16 protein-coding genes and 2 pseudogenes are annotated in these 17,311 nt (G+C 71.7%); 10 read left to right on the top strand and 8 right to left on the bottom strand.

What is annotated here, in order from left to right; genetic code table 11:
• Position 1: 1 nt before the first annotated feature.
• From PV396_RS06925 to PV396_RS06915, 3 genes are all read right to left on the bottom strand, one after another.
• Positions 2-733, bottom strand: coding sequence for a CBS domain-containing protein (locus PV396_RS06925; RefSeq protein ID WP_319201483.1), 732 nt, complete (start codon positions 731-733; stop codon positions 2-4).
• Between the two features lie 23 nt (positions 734-756).
• On the bottom strand, positions 757-3,471 hold the full coding sequence (locus tag PV396_RS06920) for an acetate--CoA ligase family protein (protein ID WP_319201482.1): 2,715 nt from the start codon (positions 3,469-3,471) through the stop codon (positions 757-759).
• 61 nt (positions 3,472-3,532) lie between these two features.
• Positions 3,533-4,477, bottom strand: a complete 945-nt coding sequence (locus tag PV396_RS06915) for a universal stress protein (protein WP_319201480.1) — start codon at positions 4,475-4,477, stop codon at positions 3,533-3,535.
• A gap of 455 nt (positions 4,478-4,932) precedes the next feature.
• On the opposite strand from PV396_RS06915, the gene PV396_RS45025 reads away from it, so the two are divergent.
• The 6 genes and pseudogenes from PV396_RS45025 to PV396_RS06895 all read left to right on the top strand — a co-directional run bounded on the left by PV396_RS45025 (position 4,933) and on the right by PV396_RS06895 (position 10,100).
• Complete coding sequence (locus PV396_RS45025) at positions 4,933-5,379, top strand: SulP family inorganic anion transporter (RefSeq protein WP_416071348.1); 447 nt, start codon at positions 4,933-4,935, stop codon at positions 5,377-5,379.
• Positions 5,265-5,689, top strand: a pseudogene (locus tag PV396_RS45020) (SulP family inorganic anion transporter); the annotation flags it as partial. The gene PV396_RS45025 and the pseudogene PV396_RS45020, both read left to right, overlap by 115 nt.
• Positions 5,686-6,156 (top strand): annotated as a pseudogene (locus PV396_RS45015) (STAS domain-containing protein); the annotation flags it as partial. The pseudogenes PV396_RS45020 and PV396_RS45015, both read left to right, overlap by 4 nt.
• A gap of 470 nt (positions 6,157-6,626) precedes the next feature.
• The gene (locus tag PV396_RS06905) at positions 6,627-7,841 is read left to right on the top strand and encodes a globin domain-containing protein (RefSeq protein ID WP_319201478.1); all 1,215 of its coding nucleotides are present in this window, start codon (positions 6,627-6,629) and stop codon (positions 7,839-7,841) included.
• A gap of 40 nt (positions 7,842-7,881) precedes the next feature.
• A complete protein-coding gene (locus PV396_RS06900) occupies positions 7,882-8,301 on the top strand; it encodes a hypothetical protein (RefSeq protein ID WP_319201476.1) in 420 nt (139 codons plus the stop codon).
• A 53-nt stretch (positions 8,302-8,354) separates the two neighbouring features.
• Positions 8,355-10,100 carry an oleate hydratase gene (locus PV396_RS06895; RefSeq protein WP_416071363.1) on the top strand — a complete coding sequence of 582 codons (1,746 nt, stop codon included), beginning with the start codon at positions 8,355-8,357 and terminating at the stop codon, positions 10,098-10,100.
• Between the two features lie 81 nt (positions 10,101-10,181).
• On the opposite strand, the gene PV396_RS06890 is transcribed toward PV396_RS06895, so the two are convergent.
• A complete protein-coding gene (locus tag PV396_RS06890; protein ID WP_319201474.1) occupies positions 10,182-10,595 on the bottom strand; it encodes a hypothetical protein in 414 nt (137 codons plus the stop codon).
• 134 nt (positions 10,596-10,729) lie between these two features.
• Here PV396_RS06890 and PV396_RS06885 point away from each other — a divergent pair, with 134 nt between their 5' ends.
• Positions 10,730-10,873, top strand: coding sequence for a hypothetical protein (locus PV396_RS06885; protein ID WP_319201473.1), 144 nt, complete (start codon positions 10,730-10,732; stop codon positions 10,871-10,873).
• Positions 10,870-11,283: a hypothetical protein gene (locus PV396_RS06880; RefSeq protein ID WP_319201471.1), complete on the top strand. Its 414-nt coding sequence runs from the start codon at positions 10,870-10,872 to the stop codon at positions 11,281-11,283. Before PV396_RS06885 ends, PV396_RS06880 begins: the two co-directional genes overlap by 4 nt.
• A gap of 21 nt (positions 11,284-11,304) precedes the next feature.
• Here PV396_RS06880 and PV396_RS06875 read toward each other — a convergent pair whose 3' ends face one another.
• Positions 11,305-12,213 (bottom strand): universal stress protein, encoded by a 909-nt coding sequence (locus PV396_RS06875; RefSeq protein WP_319201469.1) that lies wholly within the window; start codon positions 12,211-12,213, stop codon positions 11,305-11,307.
• Between the two features lie 459 nt (positions 12,214-12,672).
• Between PV396_RS06875 and PV396_RS06870 the strand changes: the two genes are divergently transcribed.
• On the top strand, positions 12,673-13,398 hold the full coding sequence (locus PV396_RS06870) for a CBS domain-containing protein (RefSeq protein WP_319201467.1): 726 nt from the start codon (positions 12,673-12,675) through the stop codon (positions 13,396-13,398).
• 359 nt (positions 13,399-13,757) lie between these two features.
• On the top strand, positions 13,758-14,492 hold the full coding sequence (locus tag PV396_RS06865; protein WP_319201465.1) for a dienelactone hydrolase family protein: 735 nt from the start codon (positions 13,758-13,760) through the stop codon (positions 14,490-14,492).
• 242 nt (positions 14,493-14,734) lie between these two features.
• Here PV396_RS06865 and PV396_RS06860 read toward each other — a convergent pair whose 3' ends face one another.
• The 3 genes from PV396_RS06860 to PV396_RS06850 all read right to left on the bottom strand — a co-directional run bounded on the left by PV396_RS06860 (position 14,735) and on the right by PV396_RS06850 (position 16,944).
• Complete coding sequence (locus PV396_RS06860) at positions 14,735-14,950, bottom strand: hypothetical protein (protein WP_319201463.1); 216 nt, start codon at positions 14,948-14,950, stop codon at positions 14,735-14,737.
• A gap of 171 nt (positions 14,951-15,121) precedes the next feature.
• A complete protein-coding gene (locus PV396_RS06855; protein ID WP_319201461.1) occupies positions 15,122-15,997 on the bottom strand; it encodes a universal stress protein in 876 nt (291 codons plus the stop codon).
• A 41-nt stretch (positions 15,998-16,038) separates the two neighbouring features.
• Positions 16,039-16,944 carry a universal stress protein gene (locus tag PV396_RS06850; RefSeq protein ID WP_319201459.1) on the bottom strand — a complete coding sequence of 302 codons (906 nt, stop codon included), beginning with the start codon at positions 16,942-16,944 and terminating at the stop codon, positions 16,039-16,041.
• Positions 16,945-17,311 lie beyond the last annotated feature (367 nt).

Here is a 17,311-nt window from a genome sequence, read left to right as displayed (position 1 = left end):
CTCATGTCCTGCGCAGCCAGTCGTCGGCCACGCCGTGGAGCGCCTGTTCCTGGATGCGCAGGTGTGCGTCGTCCAGTCGGTAGGTGAGTTCGTCGACCACGCCGACCACGCCGTCGACCCGGCGGGTCATCGACGAGGCGATCTCCGTCTCGCTCTTGCGTTCCATGTGACCGGTGAGCGTGACAACGCCCTGCACCACGGACACGTCGATGCTGCGGGGCGCCAGCCACAAGGTGCGTACAAGTACGTCCTCGATCACCTCGTCGCGGATCTCCTCGTCGGGTCGCAGGAAGACCTGGAGCAGGTCCCGCCGGGTGACGATGCCGACCAGCCGGTCCGCCTCGTCGAGCACCGGCAGCCGTTCCACCTGGTGCTGGGCCATGGTGCGGGCGGCCTCGACGATGGTGTCGTCGGCGTGGGCGGTGACGGGCGGGGCGGTCATGAGCCGGCCGGCGGTGCGGGCGCGCACCTTCGCTGCCTGCCGTCGGGTGCCGCGCGTCAGCCCGGGGAACGTGAAGCGGCGGCGCGGAGCGTACGGGTCGGGGGTGGCGGCCTGGCGTGCGACCAGGTCCGTTTCGGAGATGACACCGATGACCTTGTCGTCCTCGTCGACCACCGGCAGTCCGCTGATCCGGTGGGTTGCGAGAAGCCGCGCGACCTCCTTGAACGGGGTGCCGTACTCGGCGCGGACGACATCCGTGGTCATCACGGAGCCGACCTTGTTGTGCTTCATGTCTGTTCCCTCCTCGGCTTCGCTCAGCGGAGCCGGCGCAGATAGGGGTCCTGGGGCCTTGACGGCACCAGGCGGATTCGCGCGTCGAGCACGGTGACGCCGTCCGGTGTCGCGAGGACCGGGTTGAAGTCGGCCTCGGCGAGCTGCGGCAGGTCCGCTGCCATGCGGGACAGCCGCAGCAGCAGTTGCTCCAGCCCCTTGCGATCGACGGGTCCGTTGCCGTGCGCGCCGAACAGGAGTGGGGCGCAGCGCGGGGCTGTGATCAGGTCGTGCACGTCGTGGTCGGTGAGTGGGGCGAGCCGGGCCGCGTGGTCGGCCAGTACCTCCGTGGCCGTACCGCCGAGGCCGAGCAGGACGAGCGGGCCGAACACCTGGTCCTGAACGACGCCGGCGAACAACTCGGTGCCACGGTCGGCGAGCGGCTGCAGCACGACGCCGGTCATCAGCCCGGCGAAGCGGGCCTCCAGGTCGCGGAACGCGGCCCGGATCCGGGAGTCGCCGCGCAGGTCGAGGTGGACGGCGTGCTGCCGGCTCTTGTGCACCAGACCGGGCCAGTGCGCCTTCATGACCACGCGTCCGTCGACGCCACACAGCCGGTCGGCGGCCAGGACGGCTTCGTCCTCGGTCTCGGCCCAGGCCCACGGGATCTGCGGGACGCCGTACAGGGCCAACAGGTCGGCGCAGGTGCGTGGTTCGAGCCAGCCGCCGTCAGGGTGTGCGGCGAGGTAGTCCTCGACGACCGCGTGGGCACGCTCCGTCTCGACGCGGTCGAGGTCGGGGACAGTCCCTGCGGGCCGGGCCAGCCAGGCCGCGCGGTGGGCGGCATGGGCCAACGCCCGTGCCGCGGCGTGGGGCTCGGCGTACGACGGGACGGTGCCGCCTTCGGCGGCGGGCAACAGCTCGACGGGCAGGCCCTGTTCGAGCCGTACCGCGACGACCGGCTTGGCCCGGCGTCCGGGGGCGCCGGTGAGGGCCCGGACGAGATCGTCGCCGGTCGCCGCGGCGACCGCGGTGGGCACGAGGGCCACGAGGACGGCGTCGACACCGCCGTAGCGCATGATCCGCTCCACACACTCGGTGAGCTGTTCCTCCGTGACGGCGGCGGTGGCGTCGACCGGGTTGCCCACCGCAGCCCCGTCCGGCAGGACGGCGAGCAGGTCGTCGACCAGCTCGGAGGTCGGCGCCGGCAGCGACAGCCCGGCCTCGGCGCAGGCGTCGGCCGCGAGGACACCGGCCCCGCCCGCGTTGGTGACGATCGCCACCCGGCTGCCTGCGGGCAGCGGCTGCGAGTGCAACAGCGCGGCGGTTTCGAGGAGTTCACCGACCGAGCGGGTCGCGGTGATGCCGGCCTGGGTGAACAGCGCGCCGCGGGTCATGGTGCGGGTGGCGGCGGCCGCGGTGTGCGAGGCGGCGGCACGGCGGCCCGCGTCGGTACGTCCGGCGTCGACGGTCAGCACCGGCATGCGGCGGGTGACGCGCCGGGCGGTGCGGGAGAACGCGCGCGGGCTGCCGAAAGACTCCAGGTGCAGCAGGGCGAGGTCCGTGCGACCGTCGCTCTCCCACCACTGGAGCATGTCGTTTCCGCTGACGTCGTACTTGTCGCCGAGCGAGACGAATGAGGACACGCCGATGCCGAGCCGGGACATGCCGTCGAGCAGGGCGATGCCGACGCCGCCGGACTGCACGGCGACGCCCGCCGTGCCGGGGCGCGGATGCCCGGCGGCGAAGGTGGCGTCGAGCCGCAGCTCCGGATCGGTCTGGGAGATTCCGAGACTGTTGGGGCCGACGAGCCGCATCCCGTGGGCGCGGCAGGCGGCCAGCAGGGCGTGCGCCTGGTCGGCGTCGAGACCGGCTGAGACCACGAGCAGGGCCCGTACGCCCGCCTTGCCGCACTCCTCGGCGGGCGCCGGCACCGCGGCGGCGGGCACGGCGAGGTCGGGGGTTCGGGGCAGGGCGCTCACCGAGGAGTAGGAGGGCACACCCAGGATCGACTGCGCTGCGGGGTTCACCGCGAACAGGCGCCCGGTGTAGCCGCCCGCGTGCAGCTGGTGCAGAACCGCCCGGCCCACCGAGCCCGGTGTGCGCCCGGCGCCGATGACGGCGATCGCACCCGGCCGCAGCAGCGTCTCGAGGCTGGCGACGCCGGCGGCCCGGCCGCGTTCCTCCACGGCCGTGAGGTAGGCGTCGCTCTGGTCGAGGGCGATGGTGCAGCGCACCTCCGGGCCGTCGAAGTGGCGGGCCGTGTGGTCGGTGGTCTCGTGCGCGGGGCAGCGCCAGGCGCGTACGGCCTCCAGAGGCACCCCGCGTCGTCGCGCCTCCTCGGCGGCGAACCTCGTCACCGCCGCCGACTCCTTCGCGTCCTCGCCGACGCCCAGCACGACCTGCCTGTGGACCGGGGGCGTCGCCTGGTTGTCGTGGCTGCCGCGCAGCACGATCACCGCGGAGGCGTGCCGGGCCTCGCGGACCAGGGCGTACTCCGGCTCCTCGAACACCACGTCGGTGCTCACCTGCAGGCCGGGGTGGCGGGCGAGTGCCCGCTGAGCTGCGGCGCCCACCACGTCCTGGGCCAAGGGCAGCCTGGTCGGCTTGCCGATGTCCCGGGCGAGGGCGGCACCCTCGTACCGCTCCCACAGGCAGGCGTACACCATCCGCAGCGGGACCCCGCGCAGCACGGCCTCGTCGGCCGCCCGGTCAACGGCGCGCAGGCTCGGCTCGGAACCGTCCACGCCGGCGACCACGGGCTCACTGAGGGCCCGTCGACTGCTGCGTCCATGATCTCCACTCCCTCGGGTGGTGCGTTCAGTCGTGCGCGATGACGGCGACAGGGGCGGTGGCGTGGTGCAGTACGGCGTGCGTGACGGGTCCGATGTGGGCGCCGATCGGGCTGCGGCGGATCCGGCGGCCGACGACGACCAGCGATGCCTCGCGGGAGGCGTCGATGACGTGGTTGGCGGGGCTGCCGAGGCGGGACTCCTCGAGAACCTCGACGGCCGGGTACTTCTGCCGCCAGGGGCTCAGAACCTGGGCCAGAGCGGCGGCGTCCTGCCGGCCCAGCTCCGTGCCCACCTCGGGGGCGGCGGGCAGGCTGGAGACGTAGTAGGGCGGCAGGATCCAGCCGTGTACGACCCGCAGGGACGTCTGCCGTCGGGCGGCCTCATCGAACGCGAAGGCGATCACCGTGTCGTCGGGGTGATCGGTGTCGAGGCCGAGCACCACGGGCCGGTACGCGGTGGCGGCGGACGGGATGCCCGCGGGGTCCTTCTCGTGCTCGTCGGCGGCATGCTCTCCGGATCGCACGAGGACGACGGGGGTGTCGGTGTGCGCGATCACGGCCATGCCCACGGACCCGACGAGAAACCCGCCGATGCCGCTCAGCCCACGCGAGCCGAGGACCAGCAGCTCAGCGTCCTTCGACGCCTCCGCCAAGACGTCCACCGGCCTGCCGGGAATCTGCTCCCTGTCCACATGCACGCCGGGGTGGCGCAGGCGGAGCCCCTCGGCCGTCTCGCGCGGAATCCTCCCCCAGCCTTCGGCCGGGGGTGCCCCCATCTCGCTTCGCTCGCTCCAGTGCGCTTGCGTCTCGGCGCCCAGGAGCGGGGCCTGCGCCATCGGCTCCGGGACGGGTTCCCAGACGTGCACCAGCCGCAGCGGCGCGCCGCGCAGCCGCGCCTCACGGGCCGCCCACTCGGCAGCGGCGCGGCTCTCGGGCGAGCCGTCGAGGCCCACGGTGACGTTGCGGGACATGCTGTCCACCTCCTGAATCGGGGTTCCGATCCCAGGGTGGTGTCGGGGGAAGGCCACGGCGCAGAGACCGCAGGTCCCCGGTCGGGGGCCGATAGGCCCCATGGGCCGAGCGGCGTCCCCGCCGGGGCAGTACCGGCCCGTTCCTCAGGAAGTGCCGACTGCCACTCCCCAGCACGTCGACCAGCCGGGCTGCACTGGCAGACGATGTCCCGCGAGCCGTTCTGCATCTCGCGGTCGACCAAGGTCCCGGAGGATCCTGAGATCCTTCCGCCCAAGGAGGATCATGTCCCAGAGCTCGGCCGGCCGTGCTCCGCGGTGGCGCCGTCCGCTACCCGGGCTCAGTGCCCTGCTCGGCTGTCGGCGCTCCTGACCGAAGGGCGACGTCCTGGCCGGAGTGACAGTGGCCGCGTATCTCGTCCCCCAGGTGATGGCGTATTGATGGCGTACGCGAGGGGGTGACCGGCCTGCCCCCGGTCGCCGGGCTGTGGGCCATCCTGCCCGCGCTCGCCCTGTACGCCCTGCTCGGCTCCTCTCGCCTGCTCTCGGTCGGCCCCGAGTCCACGACCGCGCTGATGGCGGCCACGGTGATCGGGCCGCTCGCCGCCGGAGACCCGGCCCGTTACGCGACGCCGGCGGCCACCCTCGCGATCCGGTCGGCCTGCTGTGCCTGCTGGAATGGGCGACACGACTCGGATTCGTCGCGGATCTGCGCTCCCGGCTGGTCCTCCCCCAACTGTGTTCCTTCGCAATGCACTTGTCACAGATCCACCTGGCCACAGCACTGTTCTCCCTCGTGTCGCTCGGGGTCCTCTGCACAGTGGCGCATCTCCTCCGCTCCTTCCCCTCCTTCCCCGGTCCCCTGCTCGCCGTGGTCTTCGGCACGGCTGCCGTGTCCCTGTTAGACCTGGACGACGGATACGGAATCCAGGTGATCGGCGACGTCCCGTCGGGCCTGCCCGCCGTCTCGACGCCAACCGGGAGTTCCTCGCGCTGGACGCGGCCGGCCTCGGCGCGGGCACGCTGCACGGCTTCCCCGTCAGCAGCAGCGCCGACCGTACCGCTCCGGCGTCCTCAGCGGGTGGGCGCAGCCAGGCGTACTCACTGGTCGCCGGCGCGGCTGTCCTCGCGGTCCTGCTCTTCCTGAGCCGGCTGCTCTCTCGCACCCCACGGCGGTCCTCGGCGCGCTCGTCGTCCACGCGGCCGTCCGCATGATCGACCTGGCGGGTTTCCGGCGCCTGGCGTCCTTCCGCCGCCGCGAACTCCTGCCGGCGCTCGGCTGCCTGGCCGGAGTCCTGGCCCTGGACATCCTGTACGGCGTACTGGTCGCCGTCGGACTGTCAGTCGCCGAACTGCTCACCCAGGTGGCCCACCCGCACGACGCCGTCGAGGGCCTGGTGCCCGGCGTGGCCGGCATGCACCACATCGACGACTACCTCGAGGCCCGCACCGTCCCCGGCCTGCTCCCCGGCCTGCTCGTCCACCGCTACGGCTCTCCGCTGTTCTTCGCGAACGCCGAAGACTTCCACCGCCGGGCCCTGGCCGCCGTGGACGAGCAGACCGAACGGGTCCGCTGGTTCGTCCTCAACACCGAGGCCCATGTGGAGGTCGACATCACGTCCCTGGACGTGGTCGACGAACTCTGCCGCGAACTCGCCCACCGCGACATCGTCTTCGCCCTCGCTCGCGTCAAGCAGGACCTGCTGGACGATCTGACCGCGTGCGGTCTGGCGAACTCCGTCGAGAGCGAGCGGTCTTTCCCACACTTCCGACGGCGGTGGCCGCGTACCGGGTGTGGTGCCGCGACCAGTAGGCCGTCTCCCAGGTCCGGGCTCCGTGGCACTGCGCTCGTCGGGATCGGGGGCTTTCACTTGAGTGCCAGGCTGACGCCCACGCAACCGCTGTCGCTCCTCGTTCGCCTCAACCGACCGCGAGGCAGGGCCGTCGGTACACCGTTGCGGCTCCGTCCGACCCTGTCTTCGGGATGTCCCGTTGGGCCTATGCGCCCGAGTCGGTGGGGCCGTTCGGCCCCTCTTCGCCCTGCGCCGCGAAACGACGCCGGAACGCGGCTCGGTGCCTGCTACACAGGAGTCGGCCGCCGTCGTCGGACGCGGTCCCCCTTCCCCCTCATCAGCCCTGTCCGGGAGGCATCATGCTGTCCGCAGAATCCGCCGCCGTGGTCCGTGCCACCCTGCCCGCCGTGGCCGGCGCGCTCGACGAGATCACGACACGCTTCTACGGCGCGATGTTCCGCGACCGGCCGGAACTGCTGGATGGGATGTTCAACCGCGGCAACCAGGCCGGCGGAACCCAGCGCCGCGCGCTGGCCGGCTCGATCGCCGGGTTCGCGACCGCGCTTGTCGACGCCCCGGACACCCGCCCGGACGTCCTGCTGGAGCGGATCGCGCACAAGCACGCCGCCGTCGGGGTCACCGACGACCAGTACACGATCGTGCACAAGTACCTGTTCGGCGCGATAGCCGACGTGCTCGGCGACGCGGTCACCCCGGAGGTAGCGGCAGCCTGGGACGAGGTGTACTGGCTGATGGCCGGCGCCCTGATCGGCCGGGAGGCCCGCCTGTACCAGGACGCGGGCGTGGAGCCCGGCCGGATCTGGCGGCAGTGGACGGTCGTCGAGCGCCGCACCGAGACCCCGGACGTGGTGTCCTTCCTGCTCCAGCCGGCCGACGGCGAACAGGCACCTCGTGCGCGAGCGGGCCAGTACGTCAGCGTGCGCCTGCGCATGCCCGACGGAGTACATCAGCTGCGCCAGTACAGCCTCTCCTCCGACCCCGGCGGGGATCTGCGGCGCATCACCGTCAAGCGAGTCGCCGGCACGGCCGACGCGCCGGACGGCGAGGTCTCCAACCTGCTGCACCACCATGTCCGTACCGGAGACGAGTTGACGCTCTCCGCTCCCTTCGGCGATGTCTTCCTCGACGACGCGGCCGACGCCGGCACTCCGGTCGTCCTGGTCTCTGCGGGCATCGGCGGCACTCCCATGACCAGCATCCTGGCCCATCTCACCACCCTCGGTTCCACTCGCCCGGTGCTGGTCCTGCACGCCGACCGCTCCCCCGCCGACCACGCCCTGCGCACCGAGACAACCGGGCTGGCCGAGCAACTGCCGGGCGCCCGCGCCGTCTTCTGGTACGAGCACCCCGGCCCGGAGGAACCGGACGCCCGCGATGGCTTGATGAACCTCGACGGCATCGAACTGCCTGAGAACGCCGGCGTGTTCCTGTGCGGCCCACTGCCGTTCATGCGCGACATCCGCGCACAGCTGCTGAGCGCCGGAGTTCCCCCGCAGCGCATCCGCTACGAGGTCTTCGGCCCCGACCTGTGGCTGCCCGGCCCGGCGGCCTGAACGCCGGACGTCCCACCGCACTCCAGGAAAGGAAAACGGCATGACCAGCAATGACACCCAGACCGCCGCCCCCACCGTGCTGCTGCGTTCGGAAGGCGAGGTGGACGAGGAGGCCCTCTCGTACGCCCGCGAGAAGATCGACGCCGTCGTGGGTCGGCCGGGGCTGCCCACCGTCACCGGCGAGGTGCGGATCACGCGAGTGGCCGCTCACCACGCGGACCGTCCCTGGACGGCGACGGCCGCCCTGCACGTCGGACGGCGAGAGGTTGCCGTGCTCGCCGAAGAGGCCACCGGCCGGGAAGTCGTCGACCGGCTCCAGGACCGGCTGCGCCGCCAGATCGACAAGGCGGCCCGCGCCGGACACGACGACCACCGGACGGCGGCCCCGCCGTGGCGCGGCGGCCCCGGTATCCGTCCGGCCGAAGGCAGCGGCCCGACGGCGGACTCTCACCCGGCGTGAGTCCGCGGTGAGCACAGGCCCGGTCGGTGGCGTGTTCCAGCGACCGGGCCTCTGTGATTCCGCGCCGGCGCGGCGTCGGTGAGCGTGCAGCGCTCCCGCACGTGGGAGCCGACCTGGCGGGCCGTTCGGCTCCCTCGGGTGACCAACGGCCCACTGACGGCGCTCACTGTCACCGGAAACGCTGCTGGTGTGCGGTTCCCGGTCAACCGGCCAGAACGAGGAGTTGTGTGATGGCAAAGGCTTATCTGGTGGGCAGCGGTATCGCGGCGCTCGCCGCCGCCACGTTCCTGATCCGCGACGGCGGATTCGACGGCGGCGACATCCACCTCTTCGAACAGCAGGAACGCACAGGCGGCAGCCTGGACGCCGGCGGAACGCCCGAGGCCGGCTACACCATGCGCGGCGGGCGGATGTTCGAAGCCGAATTCCGCTGCACCTACGACCTGCTGTCCACCATCCCCACCCTCGATGATCCGTCGGTGTCGGTGACCGAGGAGATCCTCGCCGCGTACGAGGAGTTCGGCTGGGACGACGCCGCACGCCTCGTCGACGCGGACGGGAAGATCACCGACGTACGGTCCATGGGGTTCTCCGAGCTCGACCGGCTGGAGCTGGTGAAGTGCCTGGCGACCCCGGAGGCGGTGCTGGACGGCGAGAAGATCAACGACTGCTTCGGCGAACACTTCTTCACCACGAACTTCTGGTCCATGTGGTGCACCATGTTCGCGTTCCAGCCCTGGCACAGCGCGATCGAGTTCCGTCGCTACCTCAAGCGGTTCATCCACCTCTTCCCGTCGTTCGCCTCGATGACGGGCATCCAGCGCACCCGCCACAACCAGTACGACTCGATCGTCCGCCCGTTGCAGGCGTGGCTGGCCGGGCAGGGCGTCACCGTCCACACCGGCTGCGCGGTGACCGACCTGGACATCGCACCGGGCCCCGGAACCCGGGTCGAAGGCATCCGGCTGGACCGCAGCGGCCGCCACGAGCGCATCCACGTGGCACCCCAGGACCTCGTCCTGATCACCAACGGATCCATGACGGACTCCTCCAGTCTCGGCTCGCACACCACCGCTCCCCCACCGCACCCGCGGCGATCGGACGCCTGGCTGCTGTGGCACCGGTTGGCGAGGGGGCGCGACGACTTCGGAAACCCGGACGCCTTCGACAAGAACATCCCCGCCTCCCAATGGGAGTCGTTCACCGTCACCGGCACCGACCCCGTCTTCCTCGACGCCCTGGAGAAGTTCAGCGGACGTCAGACGGGCAAGGGCGGCCTGATGACCTTCACCGCCTCCAACTGGCTGCTCACCATCGTCGCCAACCACCAGCCCGTCTACCGCGACCAGCCCGACGGCGTGACGGTCTGGTGGGGCTACGGCCTGTTCCCCGACCGCCCGGGCAATCGCACCGGCAAGCCGATGACCGCATGCACCGGCCGGGAGATCCTCCAAGAGGTCCTGCACCACCTGCGGTTCGACCCGGAGCTGACCGACCGTGTTCTCGCCAACTCCACCGTCGTCCCCTGCGTGATGCCGTACATCACCAGCCAGTTCCTGGCCCGTCGGCGCGACGACCGGCCGCAGGTGGTGCCCGAGGGGTCGGTGAACCTCGCCTTCATCGGCCAGTTCGCCGAAGTACCCGATGACGTCGTCTTCACCGTCGAGTACTCGGTGCGCACCGCCTGGACCGCCGTCGCCGACCTCCTCGGCCTCGAACGGCGCCCGCCCGAGGTCTACAAGGGACACCACGACCCGCATGTCCTGATGGAGGCGCTGGAGACCATGCACCGGCGGTGACCGCCCGATGCATGAGGGGACCGGGCCGCAGGCGCAGCTTCCCGAGCGCCCGCGATTCACGTGGAGGGCCCGAGGCGTTGATCACTGCTCGCGCTCGGCGAACCACTCGTCGAGGGCATCCGTACAGCCCCCGTACCACTCGTCGGGGTTCAAGTGGAACCCCGTGGGGGCCTGCCCGCCCGCCATGATCCGCTGGACGATGACCTGGCAGTTCTTGAGCAGAGTGTCTTGTTCGGTCCCCGGTCCGAAGCCGGGGACCTCCAGCATGATCTGGTGGTTGGCCAGCACGGTCTTGGTGATCGAATACCCGTTCTCGTACACACTGGCGGAGCCCTTGCCGCCGGACGCCTCCGGTGCACCGCCGACGTCGGTGTCTCCGTTCCAAAGGGTCCGTCCCGAAACAAGGATGACCGCGAAGAGGGCTAACCAGACGAGCCCCTGGAGCACCGCGGGGAGGTTGCAGAACCATCGGTAGACACGAGACACAACGCGCACCGGTCAAGGTTACAAGGCACCCGAACGCCGCTACCCCTCCCGGAAGTTGACCACCGCCCGTCACCAGGCCGGGGCCGTCCCGGGCAACGAGTGACCGTACCGCTGGGTGCACTCCGTCGCGGAGACTGGCGCTCATGGACCGGCTCTCACCCGTATCCGGACTCGTCGGCGCCCTGGTGGGTGCCGGGCTGTCCTACCTCGCCACCCACCGGGCAGAGGCCAAGCGCCGGCCGACGGCCACCAAGCGCGCCTTGAAGCCAAGCAGGACCAAGCCGTGACCACACTGGCGCAAGCCTTCGGAGACCTTCACCAGCACGTCCGGAGCGTCCCCGACGACCGGGAGCCGGGGATGAGCGCCGAAGACGCCGCCGCGCTCACGACGGCGCGGCAGGCGTGGGACGAGAAGCTGCAGGACCACATCGCGCCCGCCCGGCCGGCCATCGGCGTCATCCGGGACAGGAAGGTCCGCCATCGCCTCGACGAGGCGCGGGAGGAGACGTTGCCGGAACCGAACCGCCCTTTCGGGCAGGCCCGGGAATCGTTGGCGGCCAAGAACGACGAGTGGGGGCCATCGCGGAGGCCGAGGAGGAGGACCGGCGCCGACGGCGCGCCCAGAGGGCAGGCAACGGCTCGTAACCGCCCGGATCGGCGCCGAATACCGACGTTGACAATGGGGAGAAGCCGATGACACCCAGGCACGGATGCTGGTTCAGACGTGAGGCACAACGGCGACGGGGCAGCCGACGTGGTGCAGCACCGCGTGAGTGACCGGACCGGTGTGGATACCGAGACGGCTGTCCCGTATCCGGCGCCCTACCACCACCAGGGCCGCCCCGGCAGCGGCACGGACCAGTTCGGTGGCCGCCCGGCCCTCGGCGACCGTCTCGGTGACGGCGACCTGGGGAAACTTCTCGCACCACGGGCGCAGAGCAGCGACCACCGCATGCTCGTGCTCCGCGAGCAGTTCCGGGCCGGGCGGCGGGACGACCCGGTCGGCGGTGGCGTGTCCCGGCGGGACGGTGAAGGTGTGGACCACGCGCAGCCCGGTGCTGCGGCGCCGGGCCGCCGCGAAGGCGAACTCGATGAGGTCGTCGCAGGGTTGGCCGGTGTCGAGGCCGAGGACGACGTCGCGGTACGGAAGCTCGGGGATCTCCTCCGGGAAGACACCGCCGGGGGCCGGGAGGTGTTCGGCGGCGGAGCTCTCACCTGCCCGGACCAGGACGACGGGGCGCGGGAACCTGGCCAGGACCCGCTGCGAGACCGAGCCGAGGAGGAAGCCCGTGACACCGCTGAGACCGCGGGAGCCGAGCACCAGGAGGTCGGCGCGTTCGGCCGCTTCGAGCAGGGCGGCAACCGGTGACTCCTTCACCTGCTGGTCGGCGATGCTCAGCGCGGGGTGCGCGGCACGGACACTGTTCGACACCTCTGCCAGGATCTGCTTGGCCCAGCCGCGCTCGGTCATGCCCATGGGCACATTGGCCGGAGGGCGCGCGTGCACCTGCCAGGCGTGCACCAACTGCAGCTCCGCGCCGCGGCGCAGGGCCTCCCGGGCCGCCCAGTGCGCGGCGGCGAGGCTCTCGGGAGAACCGTCGACCCCTACGGCAACGTGTCGATCCATGACCTGTGCCTCCTCTGTGTCCGCGCGTGCGCGCGTCCGCTCTGAAGCCTGCTACGAACACCGAGCAGCGCGCAGGGACCGAAGGTCCCTTTCCTCGGGCTTCACGGCCCCCGTGCTTCTCGCGTTGTTTCCCGGGGGCGTTGTCCCGCGATGCCGACCGTGGGTGCATCCCTCACCGCCCCTCGCGCGCCACGAGAAGGGGACGGTTCGGCCCGGACCGTCCGGGACGACCGGCCCTACCTCCTCACGTCGTTGCACGAGAGGCTGAAGTGGCATCGCGGGGCCGGTTACCCGGGACAGTCCACAGGGACAGCAACGGCCGGACCGGCCGCTCGAACCCGCGAGTCCCGGCCCCGATGCACATCGCGGGGCCACGACACCCCGCGGTGTCCGTCAGGCCCGTACGCGCCACAGACCACGTCACGCTCCGCATGACGCCGTGAAGGAGGGAGGACAGCCATGAAGACCCGCACGGTCGGCGAGGTCATGACCAGGGAGGTCGTCGGCACCCGCCAGGAGACACCCTTCAAGGAGGTGGCGCGCCTGCTGGGCCGGCATCGGATCAGCGGCCTGCCGGTGGTGGACGCCGACGACAAGGTCGTGGGCGTGATCTCCGAGACCGACCTGATCCTCCGGCAGGCGGCGCAAGCCGAACGGGAGCGGGGACGCGGCTTCCGGCTCCCGGCACTGCGCCGCAGGACGCGGCGCACGACCGCCAAGGCCCGTGCCACCACCGCCGGGCAGCTGATGTCGACGCCCGCGATCACGGTGCACCCGGAACAAGGTGTCACGGACGCGGCCCGGGTGATGGAGCGTCATCACGTCGAACGGCTGCCCGTGGTCGACGAGGAGGACCGCCTCATCGGCATCGCCACCCGCCGTGACCTGCTGCGGGTCTTCCTGCGGACCGACGACGAGATCCGCCAGGAGATCATCGACGAGGTCCTCACCCGCACCATGTCCCTGCCGCTCCACACGGTCATCGTCTCCGTCCACGACGGCGTGGCCACACTGGAAGGCCGCCTGGAACAGCGCAGCGACATCCCGCTGGTGCTCCGGCTGACCTGGAAGGTGGACGGCGTCGTCGGCGTGATGAACAGCCTCACCTTCCACTTCGACGACACCCACCCACCAGAGAAGCACCCCTCACGCAGGATCGAGCACTACTGGCTTCCTGCGCGGTGACCCCCAGCGCCGTTCGGGCGGCGTGCCGCCGGGACGGCCACGACCGTCCCCTCCCCTGTGCCGGCGATGCCCGCACCACCGCCGACTCTCCGACCTCCGACCGGCTCCACAGCCACCGGACAGAACCGTAGGTCGGACCGGGGTGCCGGCATCGGCATTCGCCTGGTGGGCTAGGCTGTGCGGCCATGAATACCGGGACGGCATTGCGCCACACACGGATTGGTGACCCGGTGCTCTTCTGAGCGCCGTGCGGGCCGGCGCGGGCCCGCTGTTCGATCGAGGATCGTGCACCGCTGCGCGGGCTCCACCTCCGTCGTGTTGATCACAGGCTGTACACATCAACCACGACAGGGGAATTCATGCCCACCAAGACGTTGCGGATACCCACCACGGACGGCCAGGCCGACGCCTTCGCCGTCTTCCCCGACCACGGGGAGCGGCACCCAGGGGTGCTGATGTACGCGGACGGCTTCGGCATCCGGCCCGTGCTGCGGGAGATGGCCCGCGAACTGGCCGGGCACGGGTACTACGTCCTCGTCCCCAACCTCTTTTACCGGCACGGCCCGGCACCGCTGATCGAACTTCCCGAGCACATCGGAGAAGAGGAGCGGCCCGCGCTCATGGCCCAGCTGATGCCGTTGATCGAAGCGCACACCGTTGAACGCGTACGGCGTGACGCCGACGCCTACCTCAGGTTCCTCACCACCCGGCCAGAGGTCGCCGCCGGACCGGTCGCGGTGACCGGCTACTGCATAGGCGGCCTCCTGGCGACGCGCACCGCCGCGGCCCACCCCGGCCAGGTGGCCGCCCTCGCCGCATTCCACGGCCCCGTGGGCGCGGACGGGCCCGACACCCTCGCCGGGATCACCGCTCAGGTCCACTTCGGCCACGCGGAAAGCGACCTGACGCCCGAGGCCCTGGGCGAGCTCAACCAGGCCCTGGACGCCGCGAAGGTCGACTACACCTCCGAGATCTACCCCGGCACCGTCCACGGGTTCACCATGTCCGACACCGACGCCTTCGCCCCCGCCGGACTGCAGCGCCACTGGGACCGCCTGCTCCCCCTCCTCGACCGCACACTGACCAACACCTGAGGTTCCGGCTCGGAAACCAAAACCTGAAGTACACGGCCGCGACCGGCAGACGGCTCGGCCGGCCACGCCGATGTCGGCATGGCCGACCCGCCCGGCCACCGAACGCTGGACGGCCGACGAACAGGCTGACTTCGTCCAGGAGCCTTCGGCCGGCGCGGCGGAAAACGGATTCCCGTGGGTCTGGCTGGGCCGACCGCGACCACCCCCTCCCGCCACCCGGTTGCGGGCAGCTGCTTCGGCGGCTACCGGGAGTGCCCGCCCACCGATGCCTGGGCGGGCGTCCCCGTCGAGGAGCCGGCACGGGGACGACGACGGCGGATGGCCGCCTGCCGGCACGTGTGCAGGCGCCGCACGAGCAGTTCGTCGGCGACCGCGGCCACGACGCATGTCGCGGCCGTCGCCGCGACCAACAGCACGGCGAACATCTGGTAGAACTCCGGCGTGAGTGTCGTACGCACTGGCCTTGCCTCCTCCGGGACTGCTGCGCATCGGTCAGTTCGTTCAGGTTCATCCAAGCCGCCCGCTGTGCACGGCACTTGAGTCGGGCGGTACCCGCTCGGGTGCCGGTCGGCCCTGTCATCCGGGCGCGCGGGCCTACGTCCCGGCCACGCGGCGAACCGCTGCACCGGTCAAGTCCACTGGGGTACGACCGCCACTGGGCAGGAAGAGTGGTGCAGGGCCGCGTGGGCGACCCTGCCGAGCTGGAGCCCGGCGTGTCCGTGGCGCCGCTGGGCGCCGACGACGAGCAGATCGGCGGTGTGCGAGGCGTCCAGCAGCACCTGGTGGGCGGGACCCTCGACCGTGCGTCGGCGCACCGGCACGGACGGGTGGGCGGCCGCCGCGTCGGACAGGGCCGCTTCCAAAGTCCCGGCGGCGTGCTGCTCAGGATGAGGGGCGGGCTCTCCCGCAGGCAGGGCCTGTGTGGGGCGGTGCCAGGCCCGTACGGCCTGCAGGGTGGCGTAGCGGGCTGCCGTCTCCGCGAAGGCGAAGCGCACGGCTGCCCTGTTTGCCGGTTCCTCGTCGAGGCCGAGCACGATGCGCTGGTAGGTCCGGGACGTGCGGCGGTTGTCGTGGCCGCCTCGCAGCACGATCACCGGGCAGTGGGCGCGGGCGGCGACGGCCAGGCTGACCGAGCCGAGCAGCCGCTCGGCGATACCGCTGCGGCCCCGCGATCCGACGACGAGTGCGCCGGCGTGGTGGCCCTCGTCGAGCAGCGCGCTGACGGCGTCATCGGGCAGGACCGCTGTGGTGATTTTCAGCTCCGGGGCCCGTCGGTGGGCGCGGCGCGCGGCGTCCTCGACGATGTTGTCGGCCAGCACCTGTTCCGAGGATCTGCCCAACCCTTCCGCGAGGGCGGCGCCTTCGTACCGTTCCCGCAGGGAGGCGTACACCAGCCGCAGCGGCACCCCGTGCAGGGCGGCCTCGTCGGCCGCCCAGTCCACCGCCCGCATGCTCGACTCAGAGCCGTCGACGCCCACGGTCAGGGGCAGCTCCACGTTCCTCATCCCCCTTGCTGTCCCTTCCTTCTACTCTTCTGCCAAGCGGCTCAGTCGTGCGGGACGACGGCGACGGGGGCAGCGGCGTGGTGCAGTACGGCGTGCGTGACGGGGCCGATGTGGGCGCCGAACGCAGAGCGGCGGATCTGGCGCCCGACCACAACCAGGGAGGCGTCGTGGGAGGCGGCCACCAGTTGGTCGGCGGCCTTCCCGACCCGGGAGCTCTCGACGATCTCCAGGGACGGGAACTTCTGTCGCCAGGGACGCAGGACCTCGGTCAACGCTGACGCCCATTCTGCGGCGATCAGGGCGTTCAGCTCCGGGTCGTCGGGCAGCCCGTAGGCGAAATAGGGCGGCAGGGTGAAGCCGTGGACGACCTGCAGCATGGTGGCGCGGCGCATGGCCGCGTCGATCGCGAACTCGATCACCGCCTCGTGGGGATGCCCGGTGTCGAGCCCGAGGACGACGGGCCGGTACCCGGTCGCGGCGGACGTAATGCCTGCTGGGTCCATGGCGTGCTCGTCAGCGGCCGCTTCCCCGGCCCGTACGAGAACCACGGGCCGCTCGGTGCGCGCGACGACGGCCTGGCCGACCGAGCCGACCAGGAACCCGCCGACGCCACTCAGGCCCCGGGATCCCAGCACCAGGAGCTCAGCCTCCTCGGCCGCGTCGGAGAGCACCTCGCCCGGTCGCCCGGTGAGCTGTTCCCCGACGACCTCCACGCCGGGGTGGCGCAGCCGCAGCCCTTCGGCTGCCTCGCGCAGGATCCGATCCGGCCACTTCTGCTGCGCTTCGGTGCTCACCAGGGGTGCCAGGGCCATCGGCGCCGGCACCGGTTCCCAGACGTTCACCAGCCTCAACGGCAACCGGCGCAGCTGCGCCTCACGGGCCGCCCACTCGACGGCGGCCCGGCTCTCGGACGAGCCGTCGAGCCCTACGGTGACGGTGCGGGACATGGGACGTACCTCCTGGGGCAGGTCGAGCGCATGGAGTATCCGGCTACAACCTCGCAGCCGGGGACGGTGTGTTGGAGAGGCCACAGGCCCCCTGGCACGGGGCCGATCGGCCCCATGTGCGGGCCCAGAGCGTGTGCAGAAGCGCGATCGCGGCACAGGGGCTGCGGGCCCGCGTGTGCGCAGTACGGTGACGATCGCCAGCGCCAAGAGCGGTGCGCCGTCGCGACGGCGGTCGGTGATCCGGAGGGCAGGGAGCCGTGAGGGCCCGGGCCGCCACGGTGCGGCAGTGTTCAGGCGTGCTTGCGGCCCAGTGCGGTCCGGCCTCGGCCCATTCGCGTTCCCACCCGGCCGCGCGGCGCGTGTCCAG

The sequence above is a fragment of the Streptomyces sp. ME02-8801-2C genome (assembly GCF_033793965.1).
In the GTDB taxonomy this organism is placed as follows: domain Bacteria; phylum Actinomycetota; class Actinomycetes; order Streptomycetales; family Streptomycetaceae; genus Streptomyces.
Note: the sequence above shows the minus strand (reverse complement) of the source record. Positions and strands in the feature narration are given on the sequence as shown.

Bases quoted from the DNA above. Each gene is read 5' to 3' on its own strand.
- PV396_RS06850 (WP_319201459.1), bottom strand. From the start codon at position 16,944: ATGTCCCGCACCGTCACCGTAGGGCTCGACGGCTCGTCCGAGAGCCGG.
- PV396_RS06870 (WP_319201467.1), top strand. From the start codon at position 12,673: ATGAAGACCCGCACGGTCGGCGAGGTCATGACCAGGGAGGTCGTCGGC.
- PV396_RS06905 (WP_319201478.1), top strand. From the start codon at position 6,627: ATGCTGTCCGCAGAATCCGCCGCCGTGGTCCGTGCCACCCTGCCCGCC.
- PV396_RS06875 (WP_319201469.1), bottom strand. From the start codon at position 12,213: ATGGATCGACACGTTGCCGTAGGGGTCGACGGTTCTCCCGAGAGCCTC.
- PV396_RS06900 (WP_319201476.1), top strand. From the start codon at position 7,882: ATGACCAGCAATGACACCCAGACCGCCGCCCCCACCGTGCTGCTGCGT.
- PV396_RS06885 (WP_319201473.1), top strand. From the start codon at position 10,730: ATGGACCGGCTCTCACCCGTATCCGGACTCGTCGGCGCCCTGGTGGGT.
- PV396_RS06865 (WP_319201465.1), top strand. From the start codon at position 13,758: ATGCCCACCAAGACGTTGCGGATACCCACCACGGACGGCCAGGCCGAC.
- PV396_RS06925 (WP_319201483.1), bottom strand. From the start codon at position 733: ATGAAGCACAACAAGGTCGGCTCCGTGATGACCACGGATGTCGTCCGC.
- PV396_RS06915 (WP_319201480.1), bottom strand. From the start codon at position 4,477: ATGTCCCGCAACGTCACCGTGGGCCTCGACGGCTCGCCCGAGAGCCGC.
- PV396_RS06855 (WP_319201461.1), bottom strand. From the start codon at position 15,997: ATGAGGAACGTGGAGCTGCCCCTGACCGTGGGCGTCGACGGCTCTGAG.